Origin of the sequence: Nonomuraea coxensis DSM 45129, assembly GCF_019397265.1 — a bacterium.
Lineage (GTDB): Bacteria > Actinomycetota > Actinomycetes > Streptosporangiales > Streptosporangiaceae > Nonomuraea > Nonomuraea coxensis.
The window spans coordinates 2,773,576-2,789,139 of sequence record NZ_CP068985.1; the positions used below are offsets into that span (position 1 = coordinate 2,773,576).

A 15,564-nucleotide genomic window follows, 5' to 3' on the forward strand; every position below is an offset into this window, starting at 1 on the left:
TCGTGCGGGGGACGGAGCGAGCATCGGCGGGATTTCTTGCGGAGAGCCGTCGAGATGTCCTGCGACCGGATGGCGCGGGCCTCGATCGGGAAGGTCATGCGTGTTCACCGCGCCCACCCCTCCAGCCGGGCTGTCCAGAGCTTGATCGCCGCTGCCCTCTGCAGCCAGGGGCTCTCGCTGACGTGGGTGCTGGCGGACGAGCGTACGGTGCGGCGGATGAAGGCCAGGCCGGCCGCCTCGCACAGCTCGTACGACGTGGGGACGCAGCCGCAGGTGTGACTTCTGACCCTGATGGACACGGCCCTGTCTGTGGAGGCAGACCAGTTGATCTTGGTGAGACCGTTCTTGGCTGGTTTGAGGTGTGCGCTGTGGAAATCTTCCTTGCTCATGCCGGCCGCTCTCCGTATGCGGCGGCATTGTCGGCGTTGGCTACCACGGCGAGGCACGTCTGCGGCTGGAGCGGGTGGACGGTGGCGAGGGCTGCGGGATGGTGTGGCGGAGCGGCGATCTCGGCCCAGATCACCTTGCCGCCGCACTGCGCGGGATAGGTCGCCCAACGACGAGCCAGTACGACCATGGCCGCCATGTGTTCGTCGAGGGACACCGGGTTCGGTGGGGTGGGATCGGTGTCCCAGACATCGATGATCAGCGCGTCGGCGCGACGGTGGGCGCGGATGCCGAGTACGGGAACGCGGGTGAAGTCGATACCGGCATAGCGGGGGTGGGGGTCGGGGTCGCCGGTGGTTTCCACCGCGCGGGCGATGAGGTGGGCGGCGGCCTGTTCGGCGGTGTGCTCGGCGGTGGCGAGGTCCCAGTTACGGGCGGCGATGCGGGCAAGCGTTGCGCCGATACTGATCGCGGTGTGCAGCGCCAGCAGCGTGAGCTCGGCCGCCGGGCACAGAACGGCCCTATACCGACTGTTCACGACGCCCCCCGCATGCGTGCAGGAACAAGGCAGCCGCCCGGAGCGGCGCGGATGTCATCTCGTCTGCCAGGCCGGACCGGCCCCGCATGGTCAGGGCTTCGCGTACGAGTCGGCGAGCTGTCTGCGCCGCCTTCGGGGTGGCGGGTTGGTCCCAGCATGTCTCCCCGCTGTCCTCGTGTACGGGGTTGGGGACGACGGGGTTAAGGTTCCTCATAGGTCAGGGAGCTCCCAAATCCTGATCCAGTCCTCGGGCGGGTGGTTGCGTCACCACGCCCGAGGACGCCCTGGGCACTACTTCGGCTCATTGCGCTGAAAGGCGAGCGCGTTGCCATGCACCAAGCGACGAGACGTTCGCTGCCAAGTGCCAGCCCATATATGCGTATAGGCACGCTGCCTATCCAGTGCCGAGCCCACTCACACGCGGCCTCCATCACGAAGGGTCATGAGTAATATCCTCATAGTGACTTGCGGGCCTGAAACTTTCAAGGCGAAAGTTTCAACGTGGAGAATTGTCCTGCTTGGGGTCGAGGAGGAACTATGGCAAGTCCGACAGTTCGCCGTCGTCGTCTCTCTGCCGAACTCGTCCGTCTGCGCGAGCAGGCAGGGCTTAGCGTCGAAGAGGCAGGCCGCCGGCTCGAATGGTCGCGCGGTCGCCTCAACAAGATGGAGGCCAACAAGTGGACCAGGCCGGATCTCGGCAACATCCGGGCGTTGCTTGATCTGTACTCCGTGTCGGATCAGGCGCAGCGTGAGGCGATCCTGGCCTTGGCGCGTCAATCGCGAGAGAAGGGATGGTGGGCCAAGTACCAGGACATTTGGCGCGGTTCTCTTCCAGGGTTCGAAGCGGAAGCCTCCATGATCAGCACGTATGAGAACCTCCGCGTGCCTGGCCTGTTTCAAACTGCGGATTATGCAACCGCGATCTTCAGAGGCAGCCAGGTGTTGGGCGACGATCAGATACATCGTCGCGTAGAGGCGCGGTTGGCGAGACAGGGCGTCCTGCACGGCGAGGCTCCACCCACCCTATGGACGGTGATCGACGAAGCCGCGCTGACCAAGGCCGTAGGCGGGCCTTCTGTGATGCGGAATCAACTGCAGCACATCGTCGAGGTGGCCTCGCGCCCAAACGTCTTCGTGCAGGTACTACCGGACTCGGTCGGCGCTCACGCCGCGATGGACGGCCCATTCACGATCTTGGACTTCCCGGAACAGGGCGATCAGAGCCTCGTCTACATCGAGACGGCGACGAGTGACCTCTATCTGGAGGCTCGCGAAGAGCTCGCCCGTTATAGGCTGATCTTTGACCTCATAAGGTCATCAGCTCTCAGTCCAGATTCGTCTATGACGTATCTGGCGAAGCTGATCGAGAGACTGAACTAGGAGGTGCTCATGGACCCTTTCCTTGTCTGGAGAAAGAGCTCCTATTCCGGGTCAGGTGACAACTGCGTCGAGGTCGCCGAGCTCCCTGATGGCGGCCGGGCCGTACGAGACTCAAAAGACCCGCGTGGGCCAGCTCTTGCATTCACGGTTACTGAGTGGAGGGCGTTCATCAGAGCTGTCAAGGAGGGCGGGTTCGACTGACCCGACGATGTCGTCGGGCCGGCAATGCGTAGCAGGTCGTCAGATCAAGCTATCTTCCCTCATGCTTGTTTGAGACCCTGCTCGCGGTCGCGTAAGACCTCCAGCAGGACTCTCCCGAGGGGTTGGGTGACGGTCTTGGCCGGTCCGGGGGGCTGTCAGCAGCTGGAACCGGTTCGCAACCACGTCCTGGCGCACAGAATCCCAACCCATCCCGAGTGAAGACTGTTCGTTGACTTAGTTCACGCTTCCGCCTGAGTTGAAGAACCTATATCCAAACTAATCCCCATGGAACATGGGGCGTCCATTTCTTGGCTGATGCGCAACATTCTGGAGTCGCACAAGGGGTGATTTACGGTATCTGTGCTGGTTGGTCCAGGATTTGCCGCACGCTTGGCTCTGGAACCTGCCTTCTTATCGGAAAGGCGAATAAACGGGGAAAGGGGTGGCCGAAATCGTGGGAATTCCTTTGGATATCCGACGCTTCGCCCGGCTCACGCATCCTCGCCGCCGCGCTGCTCGGGAGAACGCGCTGTCGGCGTGCCGCGGGCGGAGTCCAGGACGCGGGCCGCGTCGCGCTCGTACGGGCCGCGCGCCGTCACGGTGAGCAGCCCTCCGACCAGTACGGGAAGGGTCATGACGAGCAGGGCGGTGGTGAGGGAGCCGGTCCGGTCGGAGAGGATGCCCACGATCAGCGGTCCGACGGCGGTGGCGCCCCCGGCGACGAGCTGGGCGAGGGCGAAGGCGATGCCTCGGGAAGAGGCCCCGATCACGTCGGCGAGCGACGCGGTCAGGTTGGGGGTGGCCGTCGACATCAGGATGACCGCGACGGCCGTCAGCAGGGCGAACGGCACCAGGGCGCGGGGGGCGGCGAGCAGCGCGACGGCCATGACGATCGCGCCCGCGACGACGCCGCAGCCGCCGACGAGCACCCGGCCGCCCTTGCGGGTGACGTGCGCGCGGCGTCCCAGCCACGCCCCGGCGAGGGTGCCGGTGATCACTCCGATGACGGTGACCATGCCGCCCAGCGCTCCGGCCTGCCCGGCCGGCAGGGCGAAGGTGCGGCCGATCAGCGTGGGCATCCAGTAGAAGAGTCCGGCGACGCCCATGCCCAGCGTGGCCAGGCCGACGGTGACGATGACGAGCGTGCGTACGGCGAGCACGTCCCGCACCTGCCGCCCGAGCCGCGGCGGCGTCGCCCGGGGCGGCTCGGCGCCGCCCAGGGGAGCACCGCCGGTGGGGGCTGTGGCGGCCCCGGCGGTGACCCGGTCGAGGAGGCCGCGGGCCGGCTCGCGCAGCCGCAGGCAGATCGCGGCGGTGAGCAGGCCGGGGATCGCCATCAGCAGGAACGCCGCCCGCCAGCCGAAGGCCTGCCCGAGCACCGCGCCGAGAACCGTGCCGATCCCGCCCAGGTGCGCCGACATCCGCGTCCAGCCGAACGCCTTCGCCCGGCTGATCGGCGGATAGTAGTCGGCCAGCAGGCTGCCGGTCGCCGGGTTGTCGACGTGCTCGGCCGCGGCCAGCGCCATGCGGGTCAGGAAGAAGACGGCGAATCCCGGGGCGAGGCCGCTGCCCGTCGTGGCCAGGGCCCAGAGGAAGACCATGACGGTGATGACGCGGGTCCGGCTGAAACGGTCGGCGAGGTATCCGGCGGGGATGGCGACCGCCGCCGCCGCGATCGCCGAGCCGGTGGGGATCGCCCCGGCGACGGTGTCGCCGATGCCCCATTCGGCCTGGATCAGCGGGAGGAGGCCGCTGAGCAGGCCGGCCTCGATCCGGTCCACCAGGCCGACCAGGAACAGGATGACGAGCGGCGCCCAGCCGTAGGGGGCCGGGTCGCCGGCGCGGATGCCGCCGGGAGGGGGAGCCCCCCAGCGGCGCCGCGGCAGGGGGTGGACGTCGTCACGCATGACACACCAGTGCCGGTCGCTCAGGACACAAAGCCGCGTACCTTCTCGTAGACGGAGGCGTCGGTCAGGAACGCGGCGTGCGAGAGGCATCCCGCGTACGTGTTGACGGCCCCCGTGAGGGACACGCTGGAGTCGGGGTTGACGACCGTGTCGCAGTCGGACCAGAACGTGCCGTACGCGACGTCGCCCGGAGTCTCGTCGCCGCTGTTGAGCGCGGTCAGGAACGGCGAGCCGGCCCGCATCTCCTGGCAGGTCGGCCGGTCCTGCGGGCAGAAGCGGGTCGCGGTCGTGCCGTGGTTGGGGCCCGCCAGGGAGACCCAGGTGCTGACGGCCGCCGTGCCGCCGAGGAACTTGAGGTAGTGGCGGCTGTTCAGCGAGCCCATCGACATCGCGACGATCGTCACCTTCGCCGCGCCCGTGGCCGAGCGGACGGCGTCGACCCTGGCCCGGATGTCGGCCGCGATGTCGGCGTTGGACTTGGTGCTGTCGTAGTCGATGGTGAACAGCCGGTCGGCCGGCCATCCGTCCGCCTCGAAGCGGTCGATCATCGTGCTCCACCGGCCGCCGTTGCCGCCGTAGCCGTGCACGAACAGGATCGGTTCGGTGTCCGCCCGGGCGGGCGGTGTGCCGGGGATCAGCACGGCCAGACACGTCAGCAGCGCCGCTGTCAGGGCGGTCCCGGCGCGAGCCATGGCGTTCATGGGGCGACCTCCTCGGGGAGTCCGACGAATGCCACCTGATTGTGCGCGACCGGAAACTTAATGGCAACAATTAAAATTGTTTTCCTCGGCGGACACGGAAGGCTTGACCCATCGTCGAGTGCGCATTTATCATCCCGCCGTCTAATGGAAGCCGTTAACTCACTCTCCGGTGATCGCCGCCAAGGTCTCCGCCGATGCCGGGGCGGTCAGCCCGGCGACGAGCATGTCGAGCAGATTGCGGAAGAACAGCTCGGCCGGCATGGGCGGCTCGCCGGGGGCCGACTCGTCGAGCAGCTGGGCGCGCAGGCCGAACAGGCTGATGAGCTGGGCGCGCAGCATGGCCAGCCGCTCCAGCCGGAGGGGGCGGGGGAGCGGTTCGAGTGTCGCGTGCAGCCATCGCGCGACCGCGAGCCCCGCCGGCGCGTCCACGATCCGGAACGGCCGCCGATAAGCGAGCGAGGGATGGCTGAGCCTGGCCACGAGGCGCAGGTGGGCCCGGCCCAGCTCGGTGCCGAGGTCCTCGTTCATGGGAGCGGCGAGCGCGTGGACCAGGGCCCGCGGGTCGCCGGTGCGGTCGTCGGCGGCGACGGCGGCGACCAGCGGGGCGCGGCGCGCCTCGACGGCCTCCAGGTGCATCCGCAGGATGGCCTCGACCAGGCCGTCCTTGCCACCGAAGTGGTAGTGCAGCGCCGACTCGTTGCGCGCCCCGATCGCCTCGTGCAGCTGACGGGTGGTCACGTCGGCGACCCCGTGCCGGGCGAACAGCAGCGCGCCCTGCCGGAGCAGGGCGTCACGGGTACTTGATCTGGACACCGGGCCATACTATCGTCCGGCACTATTAATGAGATCCATTATCTTTGAGGAGAACGAACGGATGGTGGACGCCCTCGAGTCCTGGAGGCGGCTCCTGCGCGCGCTGGACGAGGCGGGGGAGACCGTCGCCGGCCTGGCCGGCCCCGACGCGGGCGCCGATGTCGCCGAAGGCTTCCGCTACGTGCTCCACGTCCTGGCCGACCAGATCGACCGGGCCGGGACTCGCGCCTCCGGCCGCCCGCTGTTCCTGCCGGGCGTCACCCCGGTACGCAAGCTGTTCTTCGACAACCCCGACACCGAGTACGACATCGCGCTCATCTCCAGCCGGCGCTCGTACCGCATCCGAGGAGACCGCGGCACCGTGCCGTACCTCGCCTTCTGCGTCTACGGCGCGACGAACGCGGGCGGCGGGCCGACCCGCGTGACGAACCTCAACGACGAGCGGATCGCCTTCGGCCCCGGCGGCTCGTTCGAGATCACGCTCTCCCCGGACGAGCGGCCGGGCAACTGGATCCCGCTCGAACCCGGAGCGCACACGGTCATCGCCCGCCAGTACTTCCTGGACCGCGCCCGCGACAGGCCCGCGCGCTTCGAGATCGAGGCGCTCGACGATCCGGGGCCGGATCCGGTGTTCGACGACGCCCGCTTCGCCGCCTTCGCCAAGTCCGCCGCCGCGTTCGTCACGGCCGCCACGGGGGTGGCACGGCAGCGCGCCGCGCAGGCCGAGGCCACGCCCAACCGCTTCGCCGAACACCGGGGCCACGGCCTGTACGGGACGCCCGACGCCGGCTACGTCATCTGCTGGTACTCCCTCGAACCGGACCAGGCCCTGGTCATCGAGGCGGTGCCGCCGCGATGCCGCTACTGGGGCGTCCACCTCGCCAACCGGTGGGGCCAGTCGCTCGACCACCGCAGCCGCTCCACCGCGCTCAACGCCCGCGGCGCGACGCTCGCGCCCGACGGGACGCTGCGCGTCGTGGTCGCCCACTCCGACCCGGGCGAGCCCAACTGGCTCGACACCGCCGGCCACCCGCGCGGCTGGGTTCTCTTCCGATGGCTGCTCACCGACGACGTCGTGATCCCCGAGGCGCGCGTCGTCCCGCACCCCGTACGACGCACCGGCCCTGGAGGACCGACATGAGCTCACCCGTCTGGCACGACGACCCGCCGCCGGCCTCCGAAGCCGCGGATCCCCGCGTCCAGGCCGCCAGGAACGCCTTCCTCGCCGGCTTCCCCCTGGTGGCCACCACGCGCATCATGCAGGGCATGGCGCAGCGGCTGGGCGTCAACAGGATGTGGGCCTCGCGCCGGCTCTCGGGCCCCGACAGCCGGGCCATCGTCGCGCCCAACCTGGACACCGTCTACGCCCTCGCCGTCCTGGACCTGCGGGCGGGACCTCTGGCGCTGACCCTCCCCGGCATCCGCGACCGCTACCACAGCGTGCAGCTCCTCGACGCCTGGATGGGCGGCTTCGGGCTGCTCGGCACGCGGACCACCGGCGGCCGGGGCGGCACCTGGGCCATCCTGCCCCCCGGACACTCCGGCCGGATCCCCGACGGCCTCGAACCGATCCCGTGCCCCACCGGCCACGCCTTCCTCCTCTGCCGGATCCGCGCGCTCGACGCCGCCGACGCGGCCGAGGCCGGCGCCCTCGCCGCCGGGATCGACCTGCGCGCCCTGGCCGGGGACACCGGAGGCACGCCTCTGCCGCCCCCCGCCGGCCGCGCGCACGACACCGGGCGCAACGGCATCGGCTTCTTCGACGAGCTCTGCGCCGCCCTGCCCGCCAACCCGCCCGTCACCGCCGAGCAGCGCCGGGCGCTCGACGCCGTGGCGGGACTCGGCGTCGCCGCCGGCCGTCGCCCCGGCGCCGAACTGGACGAGACCGGCCGGGCGTTCCTCGAAGAGGCCGCCGCGGCGGGCCTGCGCGAGCTGGAGCCCCCCGCCCCACGCGCCGTCAACGGCTGGACCACCAACCTGGGCCTCGGCACGCGGGACACCCACGGCGGACTCCGCGAACGGGCGATGGTCGCCAGATACTTCTGGGGCCCCGTCCCGGCGGAGGAGGCGATCTACCCCCGGACCTCCACGAGCGCGGACGGCCTGCCCCTGGACGGCTCCAAGCGCTACCGCGTCCGCTTCCCCAAGGACGGCCTGCCCCCGGTCGACGCCTTCTGGTCCCTCACCGCGTACGGCCCCGACATGTTCCTCGTCCCGAACCGGTTCGGCCGCTACTCCATCAGCGGCGACGACCCGGGCCTCGTCACCGGCGCGGACGGCTCCCTCGACCTTCACCTGTCCCACGAGCCGCCCGCCGGCTTCGAGGCCAACTGGCTGCCCGTGCCGCCCGGCCGGTTCAACCTGATCCTGCGTCTCTACCTGCCCCGCCGGCCGGTCCTCGACGGCGCGTACGCGTACCCGCCCGTGGCCGTGCTGCCCTCCGGTACGTGACGCGCCGGGACGGCCCCGGCGCTGCTGCGAGTACGAGAACTTGAGGTGCGGCGTTCCTGAGGTCGCGGGCCCCGTGCGCGACCTCAGGCAGAACCGGTCGTACGGTCGTCAGCGCCCGGGGGAGGGATCCCAGGGGTTCGTCAGGTTCCGGCTGGTCCAGGACCCGTTGGGGTTCGTCTGGAGCAGGAGCTGGGTCCCGAGCTCGAAGTTGCCCGGTTCGGAGGCCAGGGACCTCGTCTGCCAGACCCCGTTGCATTCCTTGACCGTGGTCTTCCCCAGGGCGAAATATCCGCTGTCCGCCAGCAGCGTCATCCGGGCGCAGTGTCCGTCGCCGGGGCCGGAGTCGCGGAGCTGCGCGCTGACCGTGACCCACACGCGCTTGTCGGCCCGGTCCCTGCGCCAGGTGACGGTGATGTTCCGTAGCTGCGCGCGGGCCTTGCCGGTCTCGGGATACTGCAGGTAGGAGATCCTGTACGTCCGCACGTCGATTCCGGCCGACGCCGACGCCGACGCGGTCGCCGGTGCCGTGAGCGTCAGGCAGCCGGCCGCGAGCGCGGCGAGGAGAGGTCGTTTCACTGTTCCCCCAGTGGTGGTGAGTGGTGCTTGGGGGCGAGGATCCCGCAGGCCGGTATAGCGGCGGTATATCGGCAAATGTCGGCGAGACACGTACCCTATTAGTGATCTTGACACTGTGGCGCGCCCGCTGAGATGGTCAAAGGCTGAACTGTCACGAACGTGGGGCGTGAGTGGAGTTTCGTATTCTGGGGCCGATGTCCGTGTCGTACGGGGGCGCGGACGTCGACATCGGGGGCGCGGGCAAGCAGCGGCTGCTGCTGGCCCTTCTCCTGTCACGGCCGCGCACCCCGGCCCCCATCGACTGGCTGACCGAGGCCATGTGGGGCGACGCCCCGCCGCCCTCGGCCCGGCGCAACATCCAGCTGTACGTGTACCGGCTGCGGTGCGCCCTCGGCCCCGGCCGCATCGTCGGCCACCGGCACGCCTACTCCCTCGACGCCGCCGACGAGGAGATCGACGCGCCGAGGTTCAGGCGGCTGGTCGCCGAGGGGGAGGCCGCGCTGGCCGAGGGCGGCCCCGCCCGCGCCGTCGAGTGCTTCGAGAAGGCGCTCGCGCTCTGGCGGGGCGAGCCGTACGGGGACTTCCCTGACTGCCCGCCCTTCGCCTTCGAGGCGGACCGGCTCACGGAGCTGCGCATCGCGGCGCAGGAGCGCCGCGCGGAGGCGGAGCTGGCGCTGGGCCGGGCCACCACGCTGATCCCCGAGCTGTCCGAGCTGGCCAGCCGGCACTCCCTGCACGAACGGTTCAGCGCACAGCTGATGCTCGCGCTCTACCGGGCGGGCCGCAGGGGCGAGGCGCTGGAGATCTACCAGCGGATCCGGGCCGAGCTCGTCGCCGAACTGGGGCTCGAACCCGGCGCCGAGCTGCAGGAGCTGCACCGGCGCATGCTCACCGACGACGTACGGCTGCTGCCCGGCCTGCCGGGGCCGCCGAGCCCGCTGCCGCCGGACATCGGCGACTTCGTCGGACGTGACGACGAGCTCGCCCTGATCGAGAAGCACCTGTCGGTCCGGGAGCCCCGGGCCGGGTCCAGCGCGGTGCCGGTGGTCGTCGTGACGGGACAGGGCGGGGTCGGCAAGAGCGCCCTGGCCGTGCGCGCGGCGCACCGGCTCCGGGACTCCTATCCCGGCGGGTCGCTCTACATCGGCCTCCGGGGGATCGAGCCGCGGCCGCTGTCGCCGGCGGAGGCGCTGGAGCGGCTGCTGCGGACCCTGGGCGTCGAGGCGCCCCGCGACGACCCCAGTGACGGCCCCGGCGCCGGCCACGATGCCATCGACGACGCCGGCCTCGACGAGTACGCCGGGCGGTTCCGGCAGGCCCTGTACGGCCGGCGGCTGCTCCTCGTCCTCGACGACGCGGGGAGCGTGGAGCAGATCCGGCCGCTGATCCCTGGCGACCCCGGCTGCGGCGTGATCGTCACCAGCCGCCGCCGGCTGGCCGGCCTGCCGGGCGCCGCCCGGGTGGAGATGCGGGTGCTCACCGAGGCCGAGGGCGTGCGCCTGCTGAGCCATGTCGCCGGCCACGAGCGGGTGACGGCCGAGCCGCGCGACGCCGCCGAGGTCGTACGGCTCTGCGCGGGACTGCCCCTGGCCGTGCGCATCGCGGCGGCCCGCCTCGCCACGCGCCCGCACTGGGCGATCTCGGACCTGGCGAGCAGGCTCGCGGACGAACGTCACCGCCTGGACGAGCTGACCGTGGACGACCTCGACGTACGGGCCAGCGTCGCGCTCGGATACCGGGGCCTGGTCGAAGACCGGCGCAGGGCCCTGCGGCTGATCAGCCTGCTGGGCTCGCCCGCGTTCGGCGTGTGGGCCGTCGCCGCGCTCCTCGACCTGCCGCCCGGCCGGGCGCTCGAACTGGTCGAGGAGCTGGCCGACCACAGGCTCCTGGAGATCGTCGGCGGCCAGGGGGCCGACGTGCGCTACCGTACTCACGACCTCGTCCGGGTCTACGCGGCCGAGCGGGCCGCGGAGGTGGAGCTTCCCGGGGAGACGGCCGCCGCGCTCGAACGGGTGGCCGTCACCGGCCTGCGGATGATGGGGACGACGGCCGCCCGGCTCCCGCTGGCGCTGCCGAGAAGGCACCACCCGCCAGAACAGCACACCGAGCACGCCGTCGTCCCCGGCCCCGGCTGGCTTCTCGCCGAGGAGGAGTTCCTCGTCGGCCTGGTCGAGCGGGTCGCCCGGTCCGGGTTCGACGAGCTGGCCTACGCTCTCACCGAAGCGCTGGTGCACGCCCTCTTCGCCGTCCGCAACCGGTTCGACCCCTGGAAAAGGGCGCTTGACGCCGCCCTCGCGGCCGCCCGCGCCGGCGGCAGCCGCCGGGCCGAGGCGGCCGTGGAGAGCGGGCTGGGGCAGCTGCGCTACTGCGAGGACCGGTTCGCCGAGGCCAAACGGCACTACACCCTCGCGCTGTCCCTCTACCGGGAGCTCGGCGACGCGCGCGGCGAGGCGAACGCGCTCAACGGCCTGGGGACCGCGCACAAGGAGCTCGGCGAGCACGCGGCGGCGATTCCGCTGCTGACCCGCGCCCGGCGGATGTGCGAGGAGCTCGGCGACGCCGAGGGCGTCGCGCACGCGGTCTACGGCCTCGGCGTCGCGGACCGTGAGCTGGGCGCGGACCGGCGGGCACTCGGCCGGCTGAGCCTGGCGGCACGGGTGTTCCGCCTGGCCGGGCACCAGCCCGGGGAGATCATCGCGATCCGCGGCATCGGCCTGGTGTTCCGGGCCAGGGGAGACCTCGTGGGAGCGGAGAAGTGGTGCGCGGAGGCCCACCGGCGGACGGCCGGGCTCTCCGACCGGCATCTGCGCTGCTACACCGGCCAGTCCCTCGCCAAGGTCTGGCTCCGCACCGGGAGGACGGCCGAGGCCGAGCGGCTGCTCGCCGAGGGGCTGGAGACGAGCTCCGAGCTGGGTGACCGGTTCGGCACGGCGCTCGCCCTGCGGACCCTCGGCGAGGCGCATCTCGCGGCGGGACGTCCGGAACAGGCCGTCGACCATCTCCACGTGGCCCTGGCCGAGTGGGAGGACATGGGGCACGAGCTCTGGGCCGCCCGCACCCGCAGGGACCTGGGCGCGGCGCGGTCACGGCTCGACGGCTGCGCGTCCGCGCACGACCTCTGGCGCTCCGCCTGGGCGGTCTTCTCCCGCACCGGCGTACGCGAGGCGGGAGAGCTGGGCGCCTGGCGCCGCCGATGGGGCTGCCGCTGCGACCTGCCCGACGTCCACGACGCTCGCTGACCCCGGTGGGCAGCGGAAATCCCTTCGGAGAACAGGAGTCCGCTCGGCTACGATGAGCGACTGGATGACCACATTCCGCAACCGCTCCTTCTCTGGAGTTCCCATGCGCACCTCTTCCCGACTGCTCACCTGCCTGGCGATCGCCGGCGCCGCGCTGGCTCCCGCCGGGGCCGCCGCCGCCGACGGGCCCGACGCCAAGCGCTACATCGCCTCCTACCACTCCGAGGCCGGGTGCCGGGCGGCCGGCCGCGAGGGGGTGAGGAAGCGGCACTGGACCAACCCCACCTGCGTGAAGACCATCCGCATCCAGCTCGGCACGTGGGACCTTTGGGTGGACTGACGCCGGAGCCCGCCACCGCCGTCCGGTGGCACACCCGTGGCGCGCACCTGGCCGGGATGGCCTCGGCGCTGTTGCTGGCCGTCCTGGTGGCGAGGTTCGCGGTGCTGCTCCCGCACTGGGGGTGGCTGGGGCCGCCACCGCCCGGCCCGGCCCGGGTGACCGCCGAGGTGACCCGGCTGGTGGTGGGGCTGCCGGTGTGCGTGGTCGCGGTGCTGCTGCTCGCCGACCGCTACGCGGCCCGCAGGGGCCGGCTGGTGCTGGCCGCCGGGGCCACGTGGATCGTGCTGCCGGCCGTGTCCGACGTGCTCGCGCACCTGCGGGGCCCGGCGGCTCCCGTGGCCGCCGCCGCGCTCCTGCTGGCCGCGGCCGGGGCCGTCTGCCAGCCGCTGACCGTGCTCCTGTTCCCGTTGTGCCTGCTGCCGGGCTCGGCCTCCCGCCGCTGGCGGCGGGCCGTGGTGCTGGTGGCCACCGCCGCCAGCGTCCAGTACGCGGTGATCTGGACCCTGGGCACCCCGGGCCTGCCCGGGTTCGCCAGCCCGTGGCTGGAGACGGCGGCGGGGGAGTGGGCCTTGGACCTGCTGCACGACAGCCACGCCCTCCTCGACTGGGTGACTCTGGCCGTGACCGTGGCGATGACCGCCGACCTGGCGCGTGCCGCGTGGCGGGCCCCCGCCGGTGAGGGGCGCGGGGTCCGGGGGCTGATCGCGACGGCGTACCCGCTCTACGTCTGCCTGCTGCTGTCCGACCTGTGGGGGGAGACCTGGACCGTCGTGGCGCGGGCGGCCGGTGTCACCCTGTGGGGAGCCATGATCTGCCTGGCCGCCTCCCGGGGCGGCATGTGGCGGCTGGAGCGCGTCACCAGCCATCGCATGGCCCGCGCGTTCGTGCTGGCCGTGCTGGTCATCGCCGCGACGTGCGCCGCCACCGGGGCGTGGGCCGCCTTTCCCGCCACCCGCACCGCGGCCACCGTGATCGCGGCCTGCTGCGCCCTGGTCGCGGGCTGGGCCGCCCGGCCCGTCGTGCGGCACGCCGTCATGGCGATCGAGCGGGCCTTCTACGGCCCGCGCGCCCGCCCGCACGAGGCCGTGCGCGCGCTGGCCGTACGCCTCCAGCAGGCCCCCCACCCCGGGTCGGTGCCCGAGCAGATCTGCCGCAGCGTCGTGGAGGACCTGGGCCTGTCCGGGGCGCGCATCGGCGTGGAGACCCGGGCGGGCCCGCGCGTGCTGGCCGCCGCCGGCTCGCCGGTGAGCGGACCGGGACAGGTCTTCCCGCTGCGCCACCACGGGCAGGTGGTCGGCCGCCTGGAGGTGGCCCGCGACGGCGCGAGCACGCCCGCCGAGCGCGACACCGAGCTCCTGTCGCTGCTGGCCGACCAGGCCAGCCCGGCGCTGGCCGCGCTGCGGCTGGCCGAGGACGCGCGGGCCGCCCGCGAGCGCCTGGTGCTGGCCCGCGAGGAGGAGCGCAGGCGGCTGCGCCGCGAGATCCACGACGGCCTCGGGCCGCAGCTCGCCGCGGTCCGGCTCCGGCTGGGCGTCGCGCAGGCGTGCGGCCCGCCGTCCGGCGCCGACGCCCACCTGCGCGAGGCCGTCGAGATCCTGGGCGAGGCGCTGGCCGAGGTGCGCCGGATCACGGCCGGGCTGACCCCGGCCACCCTGGTGGACCGGGGGCTGCTCGACGCGACCCGGATCCTGGCGCACCGCCTCACCACCGACGCCGTACGGGTCACGGTGACCGATCCGGCCGGCCCGCTGCCCGCCCTGCCTCCGGCGGTCGAGACCGCGGCCTACCGCATCACCGCCGAGGCCGTGACCAACTCCGTACGCCACGCCGGGGCGAGCGGAGTCGAGGTGACCTTCACCGCGCGCCCCGGCGCGCTCACCGTCACCGTCACCGACGACGGCACCGGCTTCGACGCCGGCGCCGTGCCAGGCACCGGCCTGGCGTCGATCGCCGAACGCGCCGAGGAGATCGGCGGCACGGCCACGATCGACACCGCCCCCGGCGGCACCACCGTGACCGCCACCCTTCCCACCACCCTCGGAGACCCTCATGAGTGAGACCGGGCCGCGCGTCTGGCGGGTGCTGCTGGTCGACGACCATCCCCTGTTCAGGGAGGGGCTGGCCGCGGCCGTCGGCCTCGACCCGGAGTTCGACGTCGTGGCGCAGGCGGCCACCGGCGAGGAGGCCCTGGCCGAGACCGCCCGCACCGCCCCCGACCTCGTCGTCATGGACCTCAACCTGCCGGGACAGTCAGGCATCGAGGCCACCCGCGACCTGCTGCGGGCCCATCCCGGCATCCGGGTGCTGGTCATGACGATGTCCGAGGACGACGACAACCTGCTGGCGGCGATCCGCGCCGGGGCCCGCGGCTATCTCCTCAAGGGCGCGGTACGTGAGGAGATCCTGCTGGCCCTGCGCACGGTCTGCCGCGGCGGCGCGGTGTTCAGCCCGCACATGGCCGAACGCCTGGCCCGGCTGTTCGCCGCCTTCTCGGGAGCTCCGGCCAAGGAGGCGTTCCCGACCCTGACCGCCCGGGAGCGCGAGATCCTCGACCTGCTGGCCCAGGGGCTCGCCTACCGGCAGATCGCCCAGCGGCTGTTCGTCACGGACAAGACCGTGCGCAACCACGTCGGCTCGATCTTCGCCAAGCTGCGGGTGCCCGACCGGGCGGCGGCCATCGTCCGGGCCCGCGACGCGGGCCTGGGCACGGGATGACCGGAGGGAGGACATCCCGTGCCCGTCGTCACCCGGTCGTCAGCGGTCGGTCCACAGGTTCCACATCCAGCCCTCCGCGCACTGGTACTGCGACCAGTGGCCCCGATCGACCCCCTGCTGACCGGCTGTGACGCAGTCGCTGTGGAACCAGAACTTGCCCCGGTGCACGGGCAGGTCGGCGCGCGCCGCGGCCGGCACCGCGACACCCGGCTGCCGGGCCGTGACGGTCTCCGCGGCGGCCGTCTGGGCGGAACCGGCCTGGGCGAAGCCGGCCAGAGCGAACACGAACCCTGCGGCGGCGAGCATGCGCGTCATG

The 15,564-nt window shown here is 72.2% G+C and carries 15 protein-coding genes; 8 read left to right on the forward strand and 7 right to left on the reverse strand.

The features are described from left to right. Window positions 1-104 precede the first annotated feature (104 nt). Window positions 105-389: a hypothetical protein gene (locus Nocox_RS13065; RefSeq protein WP_157383187.1), complete on the reverse strand. Its 285-nt coding sequence runs from the start codon at window positions 387-389 to the stop codon at window positions 105-107. Next, entirely contained in the window at window positions 386-925 is a 540-nt protein-coding gene (locus Nocox_RS13070) for a hypothetical protein (RefSeq protein ID WP_020544649.1), read from the reverse strand. Before Nocox_RS13070 ends, Nocox_RS13065 begins: the two co-directional genes overlap by 4 nt. 537 nt (window positions 926-1,462) lie before the next feature. Here Nocox_RS13070 and Nocox_RS13075 point away from each other — a divergent pair. Then, window positions 1,463-2,305 (forward strand): helix-turn-helix domain-containing protein, encoded by an 843-nt coding sequence (locus tag Nocox_RS13075; protein WP_051112629.1) that lies wholly within the window; start codon window positions 1,463-1,465, stop codon window positions 2,303-2,305. Between the two features lie 9 nt (window positions 2,306-2,314). After that, window positions 2,315-2,506, forward strand: coding sequence for a DUF397 domain-containing protein (locus Nocox_RS13080; protein WP_084685748.1), 192 nt, complete (start codon window positions 2,315-2,317; stop codon window positions 2,504-2,506). 491 nt (window positions 2,507-2,997) lie between these two features. Here Nocox_RS13080 and Nocox_RS13085 read toward each other — a convergent pair whose 3' ends face one another. The 3 genes from Nocox_RS13085 to Nocox_RS13095 all read right to left on the reverse strand — a co-directional run bounded on the left by Nocox_RS13085 (window position 2,998) and on the right by Nocox_RS13095 (window position 5,927). Beyond that, entirely contained in the window at window positions 2,998-4,413 is a 1,416-nt protein-coding gene (locus tag Nocox_RS13085; RefSeq protein WP_020544647.1) for an MFS transporter, read from the reverse strand. 20 nt (window positions 4,414-4,433) lie between these two features. Beyond that, the gene (locus Nocox_RS13090; RefSeq protein ID WP_020544646.1) at window positions 4,434-5,114 is read right to left on the reverse strand and encodes an esterase/lipase family protein; all 681 of its coding nucleotides are present in this window, start codon (window positions 5,112-5,114) and stop codon (window positions 4,434-4,436) included. 159 nt (window positions 5,115-5,273) lie between these two features. Continuing rightward, on the reverse strand, window positions 5,274-5,927 hold the full coding sequence (locus Nocox_RS13095) for a TetR/AcrR family transcriptional regulator (RefSeq protein WP_020544645.1): 654 nt from the start codon (window positions 5,925-5,927) through the stop codon (window positions 5,274-5,276). A 61-nt stretch (window positions 5,928-5,988) separates the two neighbouring features. Between Nocox_RS13095 and Nocox_RS13100 the strand changes: the two genes are divergently transcribed. Continuing rightward, window positions 5,989-7,068 (forward strand): DUF1214 domain-containing protein, encoded by a 1,080-nt coding sequence (locus tag Nocox_RS13100; protein ID WP_020544644.1) that lies wholly within the window; start codon window positions 5,989-5,991, stop codon window positions 7,066-7,068. Continuing rightward, window positions 7,065-8,378 carry a DUF1254 domain-containing protein gene (locus tag Nocox_RS13105; RefSeq protein WP_020544643.1) on the forward strand — a complete coding sequence of 438 codons (1,314 nt, stop codon included), beginning with the start codon at window positions 7,065-7,067 and terminating at the stop codon, window positions 8,376-8,378. The genes Nocox_RS13100 and Nocox_RS13105 overlap by 4 nt, the downstream gene beginning before the upstream one ends. Window positions 8,379-8,486: 108 nt before the next feature. On the opposite strand, the gene Nocox_RS13110 is transcribed toward Nocox_RS13105, so the two are convergent. Continuing rightward, entirely contained in the window at window positions 8,487-8,954 is a 468-nt protein-coding gene (locus tag Nocox_RS13110) for a hypothetical protein (RefSeq protein ID WP_020544642.1), read from the reverse strand. A 194-nt stretch (window positions 8,955-9,148) separates the two neighbouring features. On the opposite strand from Nocox_RS13110, the gene Nocox_RS13115 reads away from it, so the two are divergent. The 4 genes from Nocox_RS13115 to Nocox_RS13130 all read left to right on the forward strand — a co-directional run bounded on the left by Nocox_RS13115 (window position 9,149) and on the right by Nocox_RS13130 (window position 15,248). After that, entirely contained in the window at window positions 9,149-12,193 is a 3,045-nt protein-coding gene (locus Nocox_RS13115) for an AfsR/SARP family transcriptional regulator (RefSeq protein ID WP_020544641.1), read from the forward strand. 103 nt (window positions 12,194-12,296) lie between these two features. Beyond that, window positions 12,297-12,533 (forward strand): hypothetical protein, encoded by a 237-nt coding sequence (locus Nocox_RS13120; protein ID WP_020544640.1) that lies wholly within the window; start codon window positions 12,297-12,299, stop codon window positions 12,531-12,533. Beyond that, window positions 12,512-14,590, forward strand: a complete 2,079-nt coding sequence (locus tag Nocox_RS13125) for a sensor histidine kinase (RefSeq protein WP_425517765.1) — start codon at window positions 12,512-12,514, stop codon at window positions 14,588-14,590. The genes Nocox_RS13120 and Nocox_RS13125 overlap by 22 nt, the downstream gene beginning before the upstream one ends. Next, window positions 14,583-15,248: a response regulator gene (locus Nocox_RS13130; RefSeq protein WP_033409809.1), complete on the forward strand. Its 666-nt coding sequence runs from the start codon at window positions 14,583-14,585 to the stop codon at window positions 15,246-15,248. The genes Nocox_RS13125 and Nocox_RS13130 overlap by 8 nt, the downstream gene beginning before the upstream one ends. A gap of 39 nt (window positions 15,249-15,287) precedes the next feature. Here the strand turns inward: Nocox_RS13130 and Nocox_RS13135 are convergent, their stop codons facing one another. Next, the gene (locus Nocox_RS13135; RefSeq protein ID WP_020544637.1) at window positions 15,288-15,563 is read right to left on the reverse strand and encodes a hypothetical protein; all 276 of its coding nucleotides are present in this window, start codon (window positions 15,561-15,563) and stop codon (window positions 15,288-15,290) included. Window position 15,564 lies beyond the last annotated feature (1 nt).